This window comes from Leptospira hartskeerlii, from assembly GCF_002811475.1.
Classification (GTDB): domain Bacteria; phylum Spirochaetota; class Leptospiria; order Leptospirales; family Leptospiraceae; genus Leptospira_B; species Leptospira_B hartskeerlii.
Window position 1 is genome coordinate 1 of the sequence record NZ_NPDL01000010.1, and the last position, 20,738, is coordinate 20,738.

General features: G+C 39.8%; 21 protein-coding genes. 14 read left to right on the forward strand and 7 right to left on the reverse strand.

Annotation, left to right across the window (positions count from 1 at the left end; all coding sequences use genetic code 11):
* A partial coding sequence (locus CH352_RS16455; protein ID WP_165781667.1) for a class I tRNA ligase family protein occupies positions 1-503 on the forward strand: 503 nt, incomplete at its 5' end.
* A gap of 68 nt (positions 504-571) precedes the next feature.
* Here the strand turns inward: CH352_RS16455 and CH352_RS16460 are convergent.
* From CH352_RS16460 to CH352_RS16480, 5 genes are all read right to left on the reverse strand, one after another.
* Complete coding sequence (locus tag CH352_RS16460; protein WP_100705139.1) at positions 572-1,660, reverse strand: LIC10486 family protein; 1,089 nt, start codon at positions 1,658-1,660, stop codon at positions 572-574.
* A 38-nt stretch (positions 1,661-1,698) separates the two neighbouring features.
* On the reverse strand, positions 1,699-2,433 hold the full coding sequence (locus CH352_RS16465; protein WP_008593546.1) for a hypothetical protein: 735 nt from the start codon (positions 2,431-2,433) through the stop codon (positions 1,699-1,701).
* Between the two features lie 99 nt (positions 2,434-2,532).
* Positions 2,533-3,885, reverse strand: a complete 1,353-nt coding sequence (thrC, locus tag CH352_RS16470; protein WP_100705140.1) for a threonine synthase — start codon at positions 3,883-3,885, stop codon at positions 2,533-2,535.
* A gap of 3 nt (positions 3,886-3,888) precedes the next feature.
* Positions 3,889-4,881, reverse strand: coding sequence for an SPFH domain-containing protein (locus CH352_RS16475; RefSeq protein WP_100705141.1), 993 nt, complete (start codon positions 4,879-4,881; stop codon positions 3,889-3,891).
* 58 nt (positions 4,882-4,939) lie between these two features.
* Positions 4,940-5,479, reverse strand: coding sequence for an LIMLP_15305 family protein (locus CH352_RS16480; protein WP_100705298.1), 540 nt, complete (start codon positions 5,477-5,479; stop codon positions 4,940-4,942).
* 166 nt (positions 5,480-5,645) lie between these two features.
* Between CH352_RS16480 and CH352_RS16485 the strand changes: the two genes are divergently transcribed.
* The 5 genes from CH352_RS16485 (at position 5,646) to CH352_RS16505 (ending at position 11,860) form a co-directional block, all read left to right on the forward strand.
* Positions 5,646-6,836 carry an acyltransferase family protein gene (locus CH352_RS16485; RefSeq protein ID WP_100705142.1) on the forward strand — a complete coding sequence of 397 codons (1,191 nt, stop codon included), beginning with the start codon at positions 5,646-5,648 and terminating at the stop codon, positions 6,834-6,836.
* A gap of 28 nt (positions 6,837-6,864) precedes the next feature.
* Positions 6,865-7,461 carry a signal peptidase I gene (gene lepB / locus CH352_RS16490; protein WP_100705143.1) on the forward strand — a complete coding sequence of 199 codons (597 nt, stop codon included), beginning with the start codon at positions 6,865-6,867 and terminating at the stop codon, positions 7,459-7,461.
* Between the two features lie 92 nt (positions 7,462-7,553).
* Positions 7,554-9,368 (forward strand): penicillin-binding protein, encoded by a 1,815-nt coding sequence (locus CH352_RS16495; RefSeq protein ID WP_100705144.1) that lies wholly within the window; start codon positions 7,554-7,556, stop codon positions 9,366-9,368.
* Complete coding sequence (locus CH352_RS16500; protein ID WP_100705145.1) at positions 9,365-11,230, forward strand: motility associated factor glycosyltransferase family protein; 1,866 nt, start codon at positions 9,365-9,367, stop codon at positions 11,228-11,230. Before CH352_RS16495 ends, CH352_RS16500 begins: the two co-directional genes overlap by 4 nt.
* A 249-nt stretch (positions 11,231-11,479) precedes the next feature.
* Positions 11,480-11,860, forward strand: coding sequence for a phasin-related domain-containing protein (locus tag CH352_RS16505; protein ID WP_008595019.1), 381 nt, complete (start codon positions 11,480-11,482; stop codon positions 11,858-11,860).
* A 100-nt stretch (positions 11,861-11,960) separates the two neighbouring features.
* Here CH352_RS16505 and CH352_RS16510 read toward each other — a convergent pair whose 3' ends face one another.
* Complete coding sequence (locus CH352_RS16510) at positions 11,961-13,163, reverse strand: aminotransferase-like domain-containing protein (protein WP_243396196.1); 1,203 nt, start codon at positions 13,161-13,163, stop codon at positions 11,961-11,963.
* A 59-nt stretch (positions 13,164-13,222) separates the two neighbouring features.
* Here CH352_RS16510 and CH352_RS16515 point away from each other — a divergent pair, with 59 nt between their 5' ends.
* The 6 genes from CH352_RS16515 to CH352_RS16540 all read left to right on the forward strand — a co-directional run bounded on the left by CH352_RS16515 (position 13,223) and on the right by CH352_RS16540 (position 18,653).
* Complete coding sequence (locus tag CH352_RS16515) at positions 13,223-14,647, forward strand: aminotransferase-like domain-containing protein (protein WP_100705147.1); 1,425 nt, start codon at positions 13,223-13,225, stop codon at positions 14,645-14,647.
* A 42-nt stretch (positions 14,648-14,689) separates the two neighbouring features.
* Complete coding sequence (locus CH352_RS16520) at positions 14,690-15,709, forward strand: DUF2804 domain-containing protein (RefSeq protein WP_100705148.1); 1,020 nt, start codon at positions 14,690-14,692, stop codon at positions 15,707-15,709.
* A gap of 6 nt (positions 15,710-15,715) precedes the next feature.
* The gene (locus CH352_RS16525) at positions 15,716-16,480 is read left to right on the forward strand and encodes a PPK2 family polyphosphate kinase (RefSeq protein ID WP_100705149.1); all 765 of its coding nucleotides are present in this window, start codon (positions 15,716-15,718) and stop codon (positions 16,478-16,480) included.
* A 115-nt stretch (positions 16,481-16,595) separates the two neighbouring features.
* Positions 16,596-16,967, forward strand: a complete 372-nt coding sequence (locus CH352_RS16530) for a phasin-related domain-containing protein (RefSeq protein ID WP_008594027.1) — start codon at positions 16,596-16,598, stop codon at positions 16,965-16,967.
* A 103-nt stretch (positions 16,968-17,070) separates the two neighbouring features.
* Positions 17,071-17,886, forward strand: coding sequence for a type 1 periplasmic-binding domain-containing protein (locus CH352_RS16535; RefSeq protein ID WP_100705150.1), 816 nt, complete (start codon positions 17,071-17,073; stop codon positions 17,884-17,886).
* On the forward strand, positions 17,886-18,653 hold the full coding sequence (locus tag CH352_RS16540) for a glycerophosphodiester phosphodiesterase (protein WP_100705151.1): 768 nt from the start codon (positions 17,886-17,888) through the stop codon (positions 18,651-18,653). Before CH352_RS16535 ends, CH352_RS16540 begins: the two co-directional genes overlap by 1 nt.
* Here CH352_RS16540 and CH352_RS16545 read toward each other — a convergent pair.
* A complete protein-coding gene (locus tag CH352_RS16545) occupies positions 18,646-19,245 on the reverse strand; it encodes a hypothetical protein (RefSeq protein WP_100705152.1) in 600 nt (199 codons plus the stop codon). The two genes, CH352_RS16540 and CH352_RS16545, sit on opposite strands and share 8 nt — an antisense overlap.
* 469 nt (positions 19,246-19,714) lie before the next feature.
* Between CH352_RS16545 and CH352_RS16550 the strand changes: the two genes are divergently transcribed.
* A complete protein-coding gene (locus tag CH352_RS16550; protein WP_010513869.1) occupies positions 19,715-19,999 on the forward strand; it encodes an LIC10235 family protein in 285 nt (94 codons plus the stop codon).
* Positions 20,000-20,235: 236 nt separating this feature from the next.
* Entirely contained in the window at positions 20,236-20,649 is a 414-nt protein-coding gene (locus CH352_RS16555; RefSeq protein ID WP_243396197.1) for a tetratricopeptide repeat protein, read from the forward strand.
* Positions 20,650-20,738: the final 89 nt, after the last annotated feature.

A 20,738-nucleotide genomic window follows, 5' to 3' on the forward strand; every position in this document is an offset into this window, starting at 1 on the left:
CTGAAGAATCTTTCCGTTTGGAAGATATTGAACCGAACGAAGACGAATTAAAGATACTTCACAGAACTATCAAAAAAGTGGATGATGATATTAACAATTTCTCATTCAACACTGCTATTTCTCAGTTGATGATCTTTGTGAATGAATTAACTCCAAGTGCTCGTAGACCTCGTAAGATCCTAGAGCCTTTTTTACTTTTGATCGCTCCATTTGCTCCTCACTTAGCGGAAGAACTTTGGTCCTTGGCAGGAAAGCCTGATTCATTGACATACCAAGGTTTTCCGGGTTATGAGGAAAAGTATCTGACTGACGACGAAATACTGATCGTAGTTCAGGTAAACGGAAAGTTAAGAGCGGAATTCAAAGCAGCAAAAGAGATCGCTGGGGAAGAAGCGATTAAGATCGCAAAATCCTTGGATAAGGTACAGGTATTCTTAGATGGAAAACAGATCCGAAAAGAGATCTATGTTCCTGGAAAATTGGTAAACCTGGTAGTTGGATAGAAGAAGCGTTGTAGGAACTCCTACATCGCAATCACATAGTAAAGTCTGTGATTATAGCGCAGACTTTACTATTTCAATAAAATAAACGCAAGCAGTCCGACTAGTAGAACTACTCCAACCAAAATCGCGTAGTTGAGAGTATTATTGCTTTCGGATTGTTTTGCACCCATCCCGGCTGGACGAGGTGCGTTTGCTGCAGTTTTAGGTCTAGCTAAACGGACCGGTCTTTCTTCGAATGCTTGTAAAAGAACTCCAGCAGGACCTTTTGCAAAAATATGATATTCATTTTTTCCGGAAGCGATAGCAACGAAGGAACCGATCACAGGTTTTACGTTTCCATCTTTATCCATAGCACCTAAAGTTTTAGCCAAAGCTTTTTCTTCTGGAGAAACGGAAGGAAGTTGTAATAGGATCTTGTCGCCTTCGTTTAGATCGTCGAAGTCAATTCCGTTTACTGGAGAAAGAATAGTCTTAGCTTGTACCACTCTTCCGAAACCTTTTCGAATGGTTTCTATTTGGCGCATGACTGCAGCCTTTTCCGGATCCAGATTTTCTACTGGAGCTCCTGCTCCTTCTGCGGGTTCTTCAGGCGGTTTAGGAATGGATTGGATAATACCTGCAAAAAAACTTTTGCCTCTACATTTTAAACTAGATACGTATTCCACGTCTGCTTGGACACGGATCATATTGATCTTCATACTAGTTTTGATCTGATTCTCTAGCATATTGACTAGAGCTGCAGTATCATTACGATCCCACATTGGATAATATTGTTCTAATATTGGTCTTGTTAATTTAGTATGAAGAAGTCTTCCTACTAGGTCGGACAAACCAGGATCTGGAGCTTCTTGTCTAGCTGCTTCCGCAATATCATGTGAGATTTGACCGAAGTCTTCGAATGTCCTGATCTTTCGGATCACTGAGGAGTTGGAGAATAAGGAATATAATTCTAAAAATTCGTTTTTATATCTGGATAATAATCCTAAAACTACGCCAGCTTTGTTCTCAACATCGATCCTTAATTTTAAAAGGTAGGCGTCCTTGATTTTTCCTTGGATAAGTTCGATCGCTTGTTCTTCGGTATGAACGGATTCCAAGGCAAGGTTCATCTGATTTGCCTGTTCTTGGAGTTTACTTGTCTGAGGATTCTGTTCCATATTGCTAAAGACCTAACTGTAGTAAGGAGAACTTTAGGTCATGTTAAGCCGCTAGCCTTTTCTTGTAACCATTTTTGGTATCTTTGTCTTCTGGGCACATAATTCTGATCTAAAGGGATTTCGACTCTGGCAACAGTTCTATTCTCTGCCTGGCGGCTATAGATCGTAAACAAATGGCGGTCATAGCCGCTTTGGGCTACCAGTATTTCCACCATCGTGATACCCATACCTGCACCTTCCGTGGTATCACCATATTTCATATAGTACTCGAATAGATTGTCAAATTCTTTAGAATGGACGAACTTTTCTCGGATCCTTTTCTCTTCGCGAACTGCGAGAGTGAAATTATTTTGTACGAATAGAATGATCCGATCCGAACTGAAGCTGAGAGTAACTTTTACAAATAGACCATGCTCTTTCATCTTCCTACGATAGTAGGGAAACTTTCTACTAACTAGATTTTCCTTAAAAGACTCCATTCCCAAATCGTATTGGGAAGGGTCCGCGATATTCAGCCCGAGCTCCTTAAATAGAACCCGTTTAATAGCCGCTTTCGTTGCATTTACGATCAGCTCCTTTGCTGAGGTAAATATAAGTTCAGTCAGATCCTCTCTTTTGTATTTAGCGAGGACAGTTTGGATGATATGTTTGAGCTTATTTTCGCCCCGGGTACTCAGGACGTAGGTAATGATAGAAATCGGCTCTTCTTTTTTTACGGCCGTCTCGACCTCGAAGAGGAATTCTTGGGGAAGTTCCTCGATTCCCTCGTACATTTGGATTCTCGATTATATGGACCCCGGCGGGCTTACGAGAAAAAAACGAAATACGCTCGGGAAAAAAGAACGGGAATTTCCAGTGGAAAATGAAAAATTTTAACCTTTCATTTGTAGAAAACCGCTGATTTCGTCCATTACGGCTCCCACTTCCGGCTTGCAGGATCGAATAACGTTTACCAATTTCTGGTCGGTTCCCGGGATTTTTCCTTCATGGAATTTGAGTTTAAATTCGGTGAATTTTAAACCGTGTGCGGTAGAGATTACGACCACCTGATCACCTTTTGCAATCGTTCCTTTAGCCATCAGTTTGTATAAAGCGGCGAGAGCCACTCCAGTATGAGGGTCATTATACAATCCGAATAGATCGGTTTTGGCAGAAGCTTCCGAAAGTTCCGCTTCACTTGCCTGTTCCACAACCCCATTGAATTTTTTTAATGTACGAATTGCCTTTTGAACTGATACAGGATTTCCGATCTGTATTGCTGATGCAAGAGTAGGTTTTGCATCAACCGGACTGAATTCTTCGAAATTTTTCAGATAAGAAAGATAGAGTGGATTTGCATTCTCCGCTTGGGCCAAAACGATCCTAGGAAGTTTATCGATTAATCCTAATTCTTTTGCCATCTCGAAACCTGCGCCTAGAGCGGAAACATTTCCTAAATTTCCACCTGGAATAATGATCCAGTCGGGAACTTTCCATTCCAATTGTTGAACGATCTCAGGTGCGATCGTTTTTTGACCTTCGATACGAAGACTGTTCATTGAGTTTGCGAGATAGATACAGGCTTCTTTAGTAACTTCTTTAACGATCTTCATACAACCGTCAAAATCCGTTTCGAGAGCGATTACTTTTGCGCCGTTAGAAACAGGTTGGATCAATTGTGCTTGGGAAACTTTTCCCGCAGGAAGGAAAATAATAGCAGGGATCCCGGCCTTAGCAGCGTAAGAAGCTAAAGCAGCAGAAGTATCTCCTGAACTAGCACAAGCTACCGCTCTGATCTTAACTCCCTTATTCAACATATGTTTTACTTGAGAGAGAAGAACCGTCATGCCGAGGTCCTTAAATGAACCAGTGTGGGAGATCCCACATTGTTTGATCCAAAGGCCGCCTAGGCCAAAATGTTTTGTAAGTCTTTCAGAATTGAATAGATGAGATAGGCCTTCTCCAGAGCTTACGATCTCAGAATCTTCTACATGAGGAAGAACCCATTCTCTTTTATTCCAGATACCTGAGCTGTTCGGAAATTTTACCGAGCCCAATCTGGAATCGAATAGGTCCTTCCATTCCTTACCTGACTTTTCTTTAAGAGCTCCCATATCATGGGAAACTTGGAGAAGGCTTCCACATTTACGACATTCGTATACGATATCATTCAGATCGTAAGTTGCTCCGCAAGAATCGTTGATACAGCGGAATTCCGCTTTCAACTTGGTGAAGGTAAGGCTCATACTTTAGATAGAATTTAGAATGTCCTTTTTTTTGGCATCAAATTCTTCCTGAGAAATCAGGCCTTGGTCCAACATACTCTTGAGTTTTGTGAGTCTTGCTGTTGCATCGTTCTGGTTGGAAGTCCCACCGGCATTGTTCTGTCCCATCATTCCGGCCATCATATTTCCCATATTCATTCCCATTCCGAGGCCCATGCCTGCAGACATACCTTGACCGGCGTTCCCACCTTCGTTTTTGGCTGCTGCTTCTCCGATATCCAACATTCTTTTTTGTTGGTACATTCCGCCCAGAGCATCGATCTCGAATTTTTCCGTGAGAACCTTTTGGATCTTTTGGAAGTTCGGATCGTTTTGATCAAAGTTGATCGATTGAACAAAAAAATCTAAAACATCTATACCGTACTTGGAGAAGTCAGGTTGGATCTTTGTTTTTCCTGCGGAAGAAGCTTCTTCCAAATGTTGGTTCAATCGAGTGATCGGCTCTCCAGATTTTAAAACGACTTCCGCTAGAAAATCGCTTAGTCTAGTTATGATCATAGGCCTTAAGAAGTTATCCACCTCGTCTTGCGAATAAGCTCCTCTTGCACCGACTACTCCTACAGCAAATGCTTTGGAGTCCACAATCTTGATATTATATGAACCGTTTGCTCTTAATCCTAATGTGATCGTGTATTTAGGATCTTCTACTTGGATGGGCGCAGGAGTTCCCCATTTTAATTGGATAAGTGCCTTGTTGATATAAACTACTTCCGCAGTAAAAGGAGTTTGGCCTCCGAAAGGAAGGTTTACTAGTTTTTCCAAAATAGGAACGTTACCAGTTTTTAAAGTATGAGTTCCGGGTCCGAAAATATCCAGAGCCTTACCTTCTTTAAAGAAGATGGCTTCCTGGCTTTCGTTCACTACCAATTGTCCGAAGGTGCTGATATCGTTACGGGGAAATTTCCATACAATCTCTCCCGGTTTTCCTTCGTATTTTATTACGTCTATTAATGCCATAAGAACTCCTTGGAAATATATTATTCACTACTTAACATTCGGCAAATCAAAAATAAAACTAGCGTTTCAAGAAGACATCCTTCCTGCTCTTTAAGGCGGAATCGAATTCGTCTAATTCGGATCTAAAACTACTGACCCAATTTCTTACCGTGTCTACTAAAACTTCCGGAGGGAAGTTCGGGGATTTAACCTTGGTGGATAATTCTTCCGCATGATGGATCAAAGAATAATCCCATTCTGCCAAGGCTTCCAACTCTGATTCCGTTGCTTTGAACCCAGTGCCCAATCCGTTCAGACCGTAACTTGCTCCAATAATTTCGTTTTTGAGTCTTTCTAAGATGGAAAGTAAGACCTCAGTAGAGCCGATTAGGTCCATTCTTCTTTCTCGGACGAAATTTTCTTCGATCCTACGTATAGGTTCTTTGAGAGAATCCAATTTTTTGGATAATTCGTTTCGAGCGATCCTGTCCGCTTCGTAATATTGATGGTTCTTTAAGACTTCTCCATAAAAAGGAAATGAAGATAGAAAGGATAAGATCTTTCCCTTCTCCGCTTTGAATCTGGAAACATATTGTGAGATCGGGCTGTTCGAAGTCATATACAGAAGAATGATCCGGAATTTCTTTCCAAGCAAGACAAATACTTCGATTTTCTTATCATATCCATGAAATCGTAACTTAGGTCTTTGGATCCCCGGATTTATTTCTTGCTAGCAGATCCCTGAAAAGTTTTTAATTCAATTCAGGAAATAGAATCTCTTCATTATGAAATCCTATATACTGTCTATCTTTGCTTCCAAAAAGGGAGAAATAGAATCACTAAACGGAATCAGGGCGATCGCAATTTTGATGGTAATGACCAACCATCTTTGGGTTTCCAAACAACCGATCATGGGCGAGATGCCTTTTTGGTTGTCTTGGTTTGTGGAGAATCAAACCACGATCGTGGATGTGTTCTTTGTACTGGGTGGCTTTCTTAATTACGGAGGTATACTCCAATTTTATAAAAAGGAAAATAGCTTCCCTTATCGTAAGTTTATCGTCAATCGTTCTTTGAGAATACTTCCCGCTTATTATGCTGCGTTAGCTTTTTCTTATTATTATTTTTCTAAACAAATAGCAGGCCTGAAAAATATACCGAACCCAAATGCGGATCTGATTTGGTTGATAGATAAAGGGCAGAAGGCACTGGATTATGTTTGGGCAGATGGGATCTTCTTATCTAATTTTTTCCCCAGAGTTTTGGATGTGGGTTGGTACATTTCCTTAGAGCAGCAGATCTATTTTTTGATGGTTGTTTTGGGGCCGTTCTTCTTATTCTCTAAGACTAAGAAAATAAGGGTGATCATATTATCGATCATATATATTATCCCTTTCTTATCTAGATGTTATCTATATTCTAAAGGGCAGATGAACGCGGAGGCGCTTTTCTGGACTGAAAATCGATTCGATTCCATGATAGCAGGAATGCTTTTAGCAGAATATGTGGATTATAAACCTGTAGGAGAAAGTTTAGGAAAACTGAAATATTCTCTGATAGGGATCACTGCGATCGCTTTTATATTAATCTCTTATTCGTTCGATTGGAACCATATCATACGATTAACCCTCGCGAATAATTTTTACAATATTGCGTTGGCTTTGATCATCTACTTAGCAATCCAAAAGGAGGGGATATTCAAAACCATATTAGGTTTACCGATCTTCCGTCCATTATCTAGGATCACATTCACAGTATATTTATGGAATATACCTTTGATGGGGATCGCCACAAGATGGGCCCTCAAAGGAGAAACCTTAGTGACGTTGAGTGTATTGCCTAAACTTTATCTGATCTGTTTTGGATTTACGATCATAGCTGCTTGGCCGATCTTTTTATTGATAGAACAACCTTTTATCTGGTGGAAAGAAAAACCGAAAGTTTTGGAAAATAAGAACGAGGCCAAGACTGCATAGTCTCGTCCAATCAATACGAAACCATAGTATGAAATTTGATCCGGAAATTATTCGTTCGATCCAACAGTCCGTATTTCGCTGGATCAGACTTTCTTTTCCGATCGTATTTGCAATATTCTTCATATTATATTTCAGGATTTTCGTAATCCAATTCTATTTGATCAGCGGCACAAGTATGATGCCTAGCTATAAAGAAAGCGATTGGGTCCTTGTCAAAAAATGGGGATTCCCTGCGCAGGTTGGTCCTTGGGTTTTATATATTTTAGAACCGGACGTAGATAGATTCGATGTATTGGTTTTGGATGGGATTGGAGCAGAACTAAGTTTAAAAAGGGTGGTTGGACTTCCTGGAGATTTTTTCAGATTTTCAGAAGGAAGAATTTTAATAAACGACTCTTCCTTAGAGGAACCTTTTTTGAATTCAGGTTATAAGACCCAAGCTCCATCTGCATCTATTCTTCCTGTGATCGGAGTCTCCGGAAATATAGGCATAGGAGATTCGGGCAGAATCCCACCGGGTTATGTTTTGGTCTTGGGAGATAACCGAGAATTCTCCACGGATTCCAGAAACTACGGCCTAATTCCTTTCAAAAAGTTGAGAGGGAAGGTAATCACCAGCTTTTAAACCATTATTCCAATTCGGATTTCACTTGTACTAGAAAAGCTCTTTAATCATTCTGAAAAAGACCGAAATTTATAAAAGCGGTTCACTCATCGATGGATTATAGCCCTCTTAATCGGAAAAGATTCACCATCTTATTCATTCTATTATGCGTATTTTTTTCCGGGCTTTTGGTCCGAGTAGGTTATCTAGTATTTTTTAACGATAGAGAGATTGCGTTCAAGAATGGAGAAAGGATCCTAAGAGGAGCCATCTACGATAGAAGGGGAATTGAATTGGCATTGTCCATTGATTCTTCTACAATTGGGATTTATCCAGGAAATGTTTACGATCCGAATTTTACTGCAGTACAAATCTCTCCATATCTAGACATTCCTCCTGAAAAGATAGAATCTCTTATCAGAGAAAAAAGCAGATATTTCCTTTTAAAGAGAGAAATAGATGATACAACTGCAAGTCGTATCATGGAGATGGCCCTTCCTGGAGTGAGAAGGGAAAGAGAATTTAAAAGAGTTTATCCTCACGGAAGTTTAGCGGCAAGTCTTGTAGGCTTTACTGGAATGGACGATGATAAAGCTCTCTCCGGATTAGAATATTATTATAATCAGGAATTGATGACACCTACTGAGGCTGACTCTACCAGAGGTGCCAATGTACATTTGACTCTGGATGGGCTCATACAATTCAAATTAGAGAAGGCCTTAGGTAAAAGATTCGAGGAAACTGGGGCCAAAAGAGCGGTAGGACTTTTAATGGAGATCCATACCGGAAGAATATTGGCTATGGCCAGTTTTCCATCTTTCGACCCAAATCGTTACTCTTCCTTTGAAGAATATTCGCATACTAATTGGGCGATCCGACATGTATATGAGCCTGGTTCTACGATGAAAATTTTCCTGGCGAGTATTCTTCTTAACGAAAACTTAATACATCCTAACGAAAAATTCGATTGTCCAGGATACGTCGATTATGGAAAGACCAGGATCAAATGTACACATGTTCACGGAAAAGTGAATTTAGAAGAGATTTTACAATATTCTTGTAATGCAGGGATCATCAAAGCGGCTGCAAAGATCCCGAATGATGTACTTTACGAATATATGAAACGATTCCGATTCGGAGATAGATCAGGACTTTTACCCAACGAATCCGTAGGATATATGCCTATCTTGAACAAATGGACGCCGACCACTCCTATGTTCATGGCAATCGGCCAAGGAATTTCGGTAACTCCGATTCAGTTGGTCGCTTCTGCAGCTTCTATTGTAAATGGAGGAAGGTTTATCACGCCTAGAGTTGTCTCCCATATCACCGATTCTTACGGAGAAGTCCTGCACGAATTCCAATCGGAAGAAACTCCAGTAGGTATCAAAGAATATTCCACCGAAAGATTATTGAAGGCGATGACTCGAGTGGTCCAAGCCGGAACAGGAAAAAACGCATACATACAAGAATATTCCATTGCTGGAAAAACAGGAACAGGACAAAAGGCAGTTTCTGGTCGAGGCTACCAAGACGGATTATGGTCCGCCTCTTTCTTAGGATTTTTTCCTGCAGACAAACCTAAAGTGGTCGGTTTGATCCTATTTGATGAACCAAGAGGTGATAGTCATACTGGAGGAGGACTTGCCGCGCCTGTATTCAGAGAAGTGGTGGAGAATATTATCCCTATTATAGAACAGGGAGAAAGAACGGTTAACGTTAATCTTCCTAAGTTGGATAGAAAGCCACTTTCGGGAAAATCCGAACGTGTACCTGACTTGATCGGAAGAAGTAAAAGAGAAGTAGTGGAATTGTTAGCTCCGTTAGGGGTTCCGTATAAACTTCACGGAAGCGGTTTCTGTTACGAACAAGATCCTGCTCCGGGTTCTTCTTACGAAGAGAAAAGGATAAACGTATTCTTCCAATGAAAGAATTTAGGTCGGATTTACTCGAAAAAAATTTGGCCTCACTTCGCAGTTTCGCGCCGGAAGCCTCCGAGAGAATCGGATCTGCTCGGATCAATTTTGAGATCATTCCTACAAAGACGGAAGATCCTAGTTTGAAGATCGGCACTGTTCTATTGCATAGTTCAATGGATCCTCGCAAAGAAGCGGAAAGGCAGCTTGCGGATCTAAAAAAAGGAGATGAAGAAAGAGCATTTCTGTTTTTCGGCGCCGGGCTTGGCTATTCAATCCAACATACATTAGAATTTGATAAAATAATTTGCGTATGGATGGAACCGTTTCCGGAGATCATCAAGGCGGCATTTTCACTTTTCGATTTTTCTTCCATGATACTTTCCGGGAAGCTGAGAATATTTCTATCACCATATGAAGAATCTGCATTTTACGAAGGCTTCAAAGGGATCTCAGGATATCCCGTAAGTTTTATCCCTCATAGAGGAAGTTTACAGTGGAAAAAAGAAGAATACCAAGAACTTCGATTTTTAGCTGAGACATTCTTTCATAAGAAAGATGTAAACACTGCTACATTGACCAGATTCGAGAAGGTTTGGACCGGTAATTTTATCAGAAACCTTCCTGAACTCGTAGATATGCAGCCTATAAACGAATTATTCGGTTTATGCAAATCCAAAGTTGATGTGGTTGTTTGTGGGGCTGGACCTTCTCTTTATCTTTCCTTGCAGGAATTAAAAGAATATAGAGAAAACTTTATATTGATCGCAGTGGATACGGCACTTCTAATTCTACAAAAATCAGGAATAGATCCGGATCTTGTATTTAGTGTGGATCCTCAGCCTTTAAACTCGAAATACTTAGAAGGTTATTCCGGAAAGGCAAAGTTTATATTCGATCCGACTACTTCTTATCATTCATTAAGAATGCCTTATATAGGAAAAAATCATTTTCTGACTTCTTCTCCTTTTCCTTGGATTAAACTTTTGGAGAACGCTTCCGAAAACGGACTCGGAGCCGTGGATTTCGGTGGTTCCGTTTCCACAAACGCGGCCAGTCTCGCAGAGAAAATGGATGCAAGATCTATTTTACTTTTAGGACAAGACCTTTCTTTTCCAGGTTCTCAAGCTCATTGTAAGGGAGCGATCTTGGAAGAAAGATTGAACTTTTTAGAATCTAGGACTCATAGAAGGGAACATCATAATTATAAACAGATGACTGCTTTACCTCCTAAGTGGATTGAATCTTTAGAAGGGAAAAAACTCAGGACTAACGAAAAACTTCTTATCTTTAAAAAATGGTTCGAAGAGAGACAAAAAGATCGTCCTTGGGCCAACTTAGGAAGAGACGGAGCTAAGTTGGAAGGGATCAAAAATATTACATTTAAAGAATGGTTTAAACAGAACCCGTCGAATACAAAAGAGGTTTCCGAGGTCAAAGAAAAGATCCAGCGACTTCTTCCTTCCAAGATCAATGGGAAACAAGTATACGAAGAGTTAAACAAGATACATCAAGAATTAATAGAATTCGGAGTTCAAGTTTCTACTGGAGAAGTCCTTTCCGAAAAAATATACAATCTTATCCAAAGCGGAGAGAAGGATAAAGAATCCATTCGAAAAGCATTACATGAGATTTCCGTAATAGATGATCGTATCAGTTCTAAAAAAGGGCTCACTGAATTTTTAGGAATTAGTTTGCAGAGAGTGATCTTGGCGATCACAGAAGGATACGATACGGAACTTACATTAGAAGAGAAGAAGAACGAAAGACTTGCAGTCGCTAAAAAGAGTCTTCTACTCTATTCAGGGCTAAAAAAAAGTACGGAAATGAATTTGCATCTTATAAGCAAGGCAGTAGGGCGATTTTTTTCTTAAAGAAGTGAAGAATTCTTATTCTTCGGGGCCTATAATACGTGCATAACCTGTAAATAGCCTAGCGCGAATCCACCTTACTCTGCAGATTCCACCAAGTTTGCATCCGAATCCTGTCATAATTGCGTCGCATTTCGCAAATAGCATAAAAATCCATCTTTGAAACTTTTTTTCGTTTTTTGGTTGACTCTGTTTGTGCTACGCACTACAAATGGATTGTGCGCCGCACAACGGTGTGCCAAGGAGCTAAAAATGGAAAAACAAATTCTAGATGTACTGAACGCAGGTCTTGGTTTGGTTAAAAGCGGACAAGAAGGTCTGGATAAAGCGAAAGCAGAATTTACTAAGAGTTTTCAAGAACTTGCAGCTAAAGGCGCTTCCGACAATTCCGAAGCATCTGTTCGTGTTCGTGAGTTCGTAGACAAATTCTTAAACGAAGCAAAAGAATTAACTACTGCAGCTACTAAAACCTACGAAGATTCTCGCGCTAAGGCACTTGAAGTTTATAACCAGATTGCAGAAGAAGCTAAGAAATTAGTTCCTGCTGAACAAATCGAAGCTATCAAGGCAAAATTTAGCGAAGTTACGGAGTCAGTTAAAAAACCTGCTGCTCCAACTAAAAAAACTGCTTAATAAAAGCCTTTTGAACCTCCCAATATCGGCGGGAGATTCTTCCCGCCGAGAATTTTTCCTCTTATAATTTTCCGATCTTAATTCACGATTTAAAACCTACCTAGCTCATTTCCCGATAAACTTCGAACAATCTTTCTACTCCGATTTTTGTTTCTTCTTCAGAAGCGTTAGAGAAGTTCCAGCGTAGATGATTTCTTTCCGGTTTGCCAACGAAGAAGGATGATCCCGGAACCGTAGCGAGCCCTTTCTCCAAACATTTTTGAAAAAGAAGATCCGTGTCGATCTCTTGTGGGAATTCCAACCAATAAAATAATCCTCCTTTAGAAATTTGTAACGGAAGAGAATCACCGAAATTTTTCCGAAAACAATCGAATGTATGTTCTGACTTTCTTCGGTAGGATTTTCTGATTAAAGAAAGATGTTCTTCATATTTTGAAGAGGATACAAATCCGTAGACTAGTTCCTGATTTAAAGTGGCGGAATGTAAGTCCATGGATTGTTTTTGCACGATTAGATCTTTCAGGATCTTTTTAGGTGCCTTGATCCATCCTACTCTCAATCCCGGTGCAAGTGTTTTGGAGAATGTGCCGATGGAGATCGTATGTTCCGGGCCTATTTCACATAAAGAAATTGGAAGTTGTTCTTGGAAGTATAATTCTCTATAAGCGGTATCCTCTAAGATCGGAACTCCGTTCTCTAAAAGTAATTTAGAAAGCGAATTTCTGATCTCTAATGAATAAGAATAGGAAGAAGGGTTTTGGAAATCAGGTATGCAATAAAAGAATTTAGGTCTTTCAGAAGAAGTTGTCAGCGCGTATTTTAATTCTTCGATGTCCGGACCTTCTTCCGTATAATTGATGCCTATGAATAATGGCGCGTAAGATGAGAATACTTGAATGGCTCCTAAATAACTCGGTCTTTCTAAAAGAATAGGTGATCCCTCTTCTATAAAATAACGACTGAGTAGATCTAATGCTTGTTGAGAACCGGAGGTCAAAAGAATTTCTTCTGCCGAGGAACCTGGATAATATCTCTCCGTAATCCAAGCACGTAAGTCGGAATGTCCCTGAGTGTCCGCGTATTGGAATAGTTTTGGGCCTTTTTTAGAAACAGAAGTTTCGAAAATATTTTTTAGATCTTGGATCGGAAATAAAGTATCATCCGGAAGTCCTCCTGCGAACGAGATCATTCCGGGTGTATCGATCACCTTTAATATATCTCTAGTAACCGATGCAGGAGTTCTTTCAGTTCTTGCAGAAGGTCTAAAAATTTCGGATCTATTTTCTATAATTAACTTGCCCATCTTCTTATTTGGTTTATACATTAAATAGACATTACCATACAGATACAGAAATCGTTTTTATGACCGATACAGATAGGCTTCTTACTAAATATTCTAAAATTGCAAATTCTTTGATCGGAAGGATAGAATCAGGTGAATTTCCTCCAGGTTCTAAATTGCCTTCTCTGCGAAAAATCTGTTTATTTGAGGAATGTAATCTTTCTACTGCGGTAGAGGCGTTTGGCATTCTTCAAGAAAGAGGTTTTATTAATGGAAGAGAAAGATCCGGCTATTTTGTTCTTCCTCGGCCGGAGCTATATCCTAAATACAAATTAGAAAAACCTGTAAGAGTTCCGAATCCTTCTGTTCCGGAAGAAGTAAGCTCTTTGATGTCTGAACTTGCAGATCCAGGTTTTATACCGTTCGGTGCAGCGGTTCCAGATCCTCAGTTTTTGCCGTATTCTTCTCTACAAAAATCATATAAGAAATCCTTAAAAGACTCTCAGGTTTATAAATATTCGGATGCCGCCGGTATTTTGGAACTTAGGAAAAAAATTGCGATTCGCTCTTCCGGCAAGGAAAGAAGGATCCGTCCTGAAGAAGTATTTATTACCTTGGGTTGTTCGGAAGCTGCGTTTTTAGCTTTGAGTCTTTCTACAAAACCGGGTGATAAGGTTGCAGTGGAGAGCCCTCTTCATTTTGTTTTATATCAAATTCTTTCCGAGTTAAAACTAAAAGCGATCGAGATACCTACTGATCCTTTGACAGGTCTAGATCTTAAATCTTATATTTCCGTAATAAAGAAAGAATCTCCTAAGTTCTTAATTACAATTCCAACTTTTTCGAATCCAACCGGAAGTCTTATGCCTTTGGAATCCAAAAAGGAACTTCTAAAAATTTCTTCTAAATATGGCGTGAAAATTCTTGAAGACGATATTTATGGAGACTTGCAGCATAACGGAAACATTCGTCCTCCTTCTTTATTGTCTTTGGATACGGAAGGCATTATTACTCAAGTTTCTTCTCTTTCCAAATCCGTGAATCCGGGTCTTAGGATCGGTTGGATGATTAGCGAGCGGAGTAAGGTGGAGAATGCTAGGCGCCTTCGTTTAGCGGAGGCAATTTCTTTACCTGCGGTCCCTCAACTTGCTTCTTCTTATTTTATAGGATCTCTCGCTCATGAAAGACATTTGAGAGAATTTAGGCGAAGGCTGGGAGGTTTGGTACTCGCTTACGCGGATTCTTTTTTGGAATATTTCCCGAAAGGAACTAAGGTCGCTATTCCGAAAGGAGGGTTTCTTCTTTGGATAGAACTTCCTAAAGGAAAAGATTCTAGAGTTCTTAGATTCCAAGCTGCGAAAAAGAAGATCAGTCTTGTCCCGGGAAATCTCTTCTCTCTTTCCGGAAAATATGTGAACAATTTTAGGATCAATGCAGGAGTTCTAATGGGTCCCAAAGTAATCTCTGCCATCCAGACCCTCGGAAAAATCGCAAAAGAAATTTAGATTGTGGGTCCGTACAGGCTCGAAGTATTGTCCATTGCGAACATGAATTTAGAAACGGAAATCCAACAACCTACCATTTTATGCGATCCTTCCGGTAAAGTGAATCGGAATGCGATTGGCTGGTCCAAAACTCCCTTACATAGATGCAATGTAAAAGGCCACTGGCTTCGTAAGAAAAAATGGAATTACTGGTGTTTTTACGATCAAAATTTTTTGGCTTCTTTCACTGTTTCGGATATTGATTATGCAGGTGTGATCTTTTGTTATTGGTTGGACAGAAGGACCGGAGAATTCCAAGAAGCCACTGTAATCACTCCTTTTGGTAAGGGAACATTGCTCGGACAAACGGTTTCTAGCAATGCTCGTTACGAAGGTAAAGAAGGATTTTTAGATTTCCATATAGACGAAGATGGAAATTACAAGATCAAAGTAGACTTCCTCAAAGGAACTCGCAAGTCTATGAAAGCGGATCTTACATTAGAAGTTCCTAATCAATGGGAAAGTTTGAACGTTGTAGTTCCTTGGACCAGAAATCGTTTTCAATTCACTCATAAATTATTCGGATTAGGGGCAAAAGGAAAAGTTGCCACCGCTTCTCAAACATATGAATTTAGTCCTAAAAATTCATTCGGAGTTTTGGATTACGGAAGAGGGGTTTGGCCTTATTTCAGCAAATGGAACTGGGCTTCTATGTCTTATCGTCCTGGTGGAAACGAAGTATATGGAATGAACTTGGGTGCCGGTTGGACGGATGGAACGGGAACTACTGAAAATGCTCTTCTTATAAATGGCAGAATTTATAAAATTCCTTCCGTGATCGCTTTTGAATTCGATAAAAAAGATCCTAAAAAACCTTGGATGATCTATTCCAAAGAAAGTAAAGCTGTGGAGCTTGTATTTACTCCTGATTTTCATAGAAAGGCATATTCCAATATGGGTTTAATCTCTTCTAAAGTAAATCAGATGATCGGAAGTTTTGACGGTGTTTTCCGGATCGGCAAAAGTGAATTTAGGATTGAAAGCGGACAGGGCTGGGCAGAAGATCATATCGCTCGTTGGTAGGTTAGAATGATCCAACTTTCAGAATATTCCACTGAACCGGACAAAGATCTTTCCAAAGAAAAAGCGGAAGAACTTCGTCTCAAGGAATTGGAAAGGATAGAAGAATTACAGATCCGTCTTTTTGCTAGTAAAAAGAAATCCTTGCTTATCATTCTTCAGGGAGTGGATGCATCCGGGAAAGATGGAACTGTCAAAAAACTTTTCTCAGTCTTAAATCCGTTAGGCTGTACCTGCAAGGCATGGAAGGCGCCGACTCCGGAAGAATTGAGTCGTGATTTTCTCTGGAGAATTCATAAAGAACTTCCCGGGAAGGGTTGGATCCAAATTTTCAACCGTTCTCATTATGAGGACATACTCGTTCCTTTCGTTTATGAAAATTTATCTAAGGATAAGCTAAAAGAAAGATTAGAGTTCATCGATTCTTTCGAAGAGTTTGTTTCCAAGGAAAACCATACTCACATTTTGAAATTCTTCCTACATATTTCCCAAGAAGAGCAGATTAAAAGAATAGAAGAGAGATTATCCAATCCTGAAAAGAATTGGAAGTTTGATCCAAGCGATTTAGAAGCTCACAAAAATTTTAAAAAGTATCTAGATGCCTACGAGTGGATATTCTCCCATTCTAAGAATCGCTTTCCCTGGGTGATCGTTCCTTCCGACAAAAAATGGTACAGAGATTATCTGATCGCTAAGTCCGTTCGCAAGGAATTGGAGGATATGGATCTCAAATATCCTAAGTTGGAAGTCCAACCAGAGAGAGATCTGATCTAGTTTTCTTTTCAATTTTTTCTAAATTTTTGTAATTTAGGGGTTGACCTCTTTGGTGCGGTGCAATATGAATGGATTGTGCGCTGCACTAAATATGCGGCGAAAAAAGGAGAGAAAAATGGAAAAACAATTGTTGGACATTCTTAACGCCGGAATCGGACTTTTGAAATCTGGACAAGAAGGATTAGACAAAGCGAAAGTGGATTTAGAAAAAACCTACGGAGAATTAGTAGCTAAAGGCGCTGCAGACAATTCTGAAGGTTCCGTAAAAATTCGCGAAACTGTGGATAAACTTTTGAACGAGATCAAAGAAGTTTCCACTGTTGCCGGTAAAAACTACGAAGAAACTCGTGGCAAAATCGTTGAGAAGTACAATCAAATCTCCGAAGAGATCAAAAAACGCGTTCCAGAAGGACAATTAGATGCTGTTAAAGCTAAATTGACCGAAGTGGCTGAGACTATCAAAGCTACCGCAAAAGGAAAAGCGTAATTTTCGACCGAGCGGGCGCAGGGAAACCTCGCCTGCTAATTTCTTCCTTCCTCTCATTTTCCACTGCTTGACATTTTCTTTTTTCGGGTGTCTTTGCTTAAGGATGATCTCCCGTCCAAAACCGGCCTCACAATTTTTTCCGATCTTATCTATTCTTCTGTGTATCGTATCTTCGCAGGTTTGGGCCCAAACTACGGAAACTTCTCCGGATAAAACTATAGAGCAGAAACCCAGTCCAATGAATGGACTTCCTCCTGAAAAAACTCCTACAGGACCAAGCCAACCTGAACTCAGAGAGAAATTCAAGAATCAGATCAGCGGGTTTGCATTTGGGCGATCCGAAAAATATTATTCATTTCAGGTCGCTAGAATGTTGGATTCCCAATGGGCAATCGGACTCAACGGTTATACGAACTCTTATGTGAATCGTTTTGATAACGATACAGCGTATTCTTATTTTCTTCCCCCTCATGATTTTTATGGGAGATTGAGAAATCATCAAGAGAAGTATTGGGGAGGAGCGTTCTTCGTCCAAAGGTTCATTGCAGATTCTCCTTTTTTTGTTTCTCTTTGGTTAGGAAGGGAACATTACCAAAAGAATCAAACTGCTCTTTACTGGGAATCCGCAGGAAATACATATCGTTTCGAGAAAGATTCCTATAGTTCCGGTCCAAGGAATTACGCGGGCTTTGGTGTAGGATTCAGATTCCAAACTGTATCCGGTTTCTTTTTCGGATGGGAAGGAGTATGGAGTTGGTATTCTCCTTATCATAATTCATTCTCTGTTTCCGATCTTTATTATTCCGACAGAACAGCAAATATCGGAGATTTATTATATAGAAGGTATGCCTACCAGAATTCAGAAAGATTGCCGGGCTCTAGCTTCGGTTTAAATCTTTTTGTAGGCTGGGCTTTCTGATGAATTCGGATCCGTTCCTTATTCCTAAACCATGGGTAATCGCTCATAGAGGAGACAGCGGAGAATATCCTGAAAATACTATGAGTTCTTTTCGGAATGCCTGGGAACTCAAGGCGGATTGGATTGAGTTAGATATCATTCATTCTTCCGATGGAAAGATAGTAGTCATTCACGATGATACCTTGGATAGAACTACGGATCAAAAAGGAGAAGTGAAACTTCTTCCATTTAATACGATCCGTAAAGCAGACGCAGGTTCATGGAAAGACCCAAGGTTTAAAGGGGAGAAGGTGCCGGATCTTTGGGAGGTCTGGGACTACCTGAAGTCCAAAAATATAGGACTGAACGTTGAGATCAAGTCCGGTGCTTACGAAGAGATCCCGATCGATATCGCTATTGAACAAGAACTTATAGATTATACAAAACAAAATTCTCTATTTCACAAAACCTTGTTCTCTTCTTTTTGTTGGGACTCTTTGGTGCGTATTAGAGAGTTATCCGTAGAGGCAAAGCTTGGTATCTTGATAGGCGATGAAACTTCCTCTTGGATGGACGCACTAGAGCTTGGTTTTAGATTGAACGCATTTAGTTTGAATCTTTCTGCAAAGGGTTTGGATAAAGAGACTGTTTCCAAGATCCAGAAAGAAGGGTTTAATGTCTTGGTTTATACCCTGAATACGGAAGAAGAGTTGAAGTTCGGAATAGACTTAGGCGTAGACGGGATCTTTACGAATTATCCTAAAAGAATGAGATCTTTGCTTACTTGATCTCTACTCTTGCAAATTGGTCCAATTCAACTTGCCAATGATCTATCATATTTTTTAGAACCGTTACTACCTTTTCAGAAGGAACATCGTAATTGTCGGAAGAAAATGCGTCTGTTTCTTTAAAGCCAGCTACATTCTTTAAGTCTTCTCCTTCCGCTCTGAATCTATAGATCTCAAATTCTTCCGCTCCTCTTGCTTCTCCATTCTTGATGAAGAACGGCTTGATCAGGCTCATTCTATATTTTCCAAAACGAAAGCTCTGCAGAGATTGCAGGAATTTATAAGTTCCGAGAGCTAATTCCAATTTCATTTGGTCCGCATATTTTTCAGAGCCCAGGAATGTAAGAGCAGAAGTTCCGCCGAATCCTAAATAAACTTCGAATTTAGTTCCCTTCTCATCTTGGACTTTGACTAGATCAATTTCTTTTAGTCTTTCGCCGAATAACGCGAATGCTGCCATTTTGATCTTTTCTTCTTCATTTAATTGCATGTCGGAAAGTATCGTTTTTACTTTCTCTTGAGGCGACTTGGAACAAGAAGTTAATTGGAAGAAGGTGAGAAAGATCAATAATATATGAACAATTGTTTTCATAAAATTCCAAAACCGATCTGTCATATAATATGACTTATTTTCTTAAAAAAATCTATCGTTAAAAATGCAATTTTGGCGTTCAAGCCTTCAAGTAACGATTTTTTAGACAGGTCAATATCTATCGTTCATATCCCTTAAGGCTCGGCTTTTCATCGTTAGTTTAAATCTTTTCGTTTTGTTATGATCACCTAATGGGATCTCCGTTATATGTCAGAGCTATGGAAATAAATTTCCATATTTATTGAGAATTGATGTAAAACGACTTAACGTTGCCCTGGGCGAAATAATCGATTATTTTAATTGTTAATCGTTAGCCGAAACAGTGAACGCCTCTGACGAAGAAATTTATTAAAAAAACAGTAGCCTAATGCAAGTTTTGTCAAAAAATTTTATGCTATGTTATGTGGAAAATTAAAAACACTTTACTAACTTTGTAAGAATATAACTGTTGTTACGTCAGTTAACATTTATGAAACCAAAGAAAGTCACTAACGATGATTTGGAAAAGATCATCGCCGGGGTAAAAACTCAAGCTGTTGAAGCTATAGGTAATTACCTCTATAAAGGATTTCGCATTCAGGTTAGTAAATACAACCTGTCTGGGGCGGAGAGGGTTCAGCTCCTTTATCAAAGGAGAAGGAAAGAAGGTCTTTGTATCGTCTGCGGCACTAAAGTAGGTAAAAAAAATCCTTCTACTGGCAGGTTGTATCGCCTCTGCGAATTCCACCGGAAGAAAATAGATAAAAAAAAGTAATTCATAAAATCCGGAAAACGACTGATAATCTATATAGAGCTTAGCTCTGGTAGGTACTCTTGTTTTCCGGATTTTATTTTAAGGGCATACGCTTTCCCTTTTTCTCAAAAGTGACTTTAAAAACACTGCTCCCGTCCCGAATCCTAGTCTTCTCCCTTCTTATTTTTTCATTCTCCTTCTCCGCATTTGGCCAAGGGGAAAATCCTTCCAAACAAGGTCCCTCCGATCCTGACATTTTGTTTAGAATTGCTGAAGAAGCCTATAAGGACCGCCGCTTCTATCGGGCAGCGGAAAGTCTTCGCAACTTCCTGGTTCTTTATCCTGGAAATTCTAAAAAAAACAGGGTGCTAAGCCTTCTCAAAGATTGTTTTTTGAAGTTGGATCGCCCTGAGAAAGCTTTAGAAGTAAGTCTGGATCTTTATAAAATGGAACCGACTGGAGAATTCGGGTTAGAATCCTACTTGGAAGCAGGGCGCCTTCTGGCCAAGATGGGAGAAATCGACCAGGCGAAGCAGATTTTCTCCTCTATTTGCAGACAATCTTACTCCAGAGCAATGGCAGAAAAAGCCGCCCTGGAATTTTCCGGTATCGATTTACTTTCGGATGGGGAAGAATCTTCTCCGGAAGGGGAATCTTGTCGCGAAAAATAAGGAAATACTCGGATTTCAGTCCGAATTCCCTCATCGCGAGCCGATACTAGTTTATAGTTGAATTCCCACGGAAGAATTTTTTAATCTCT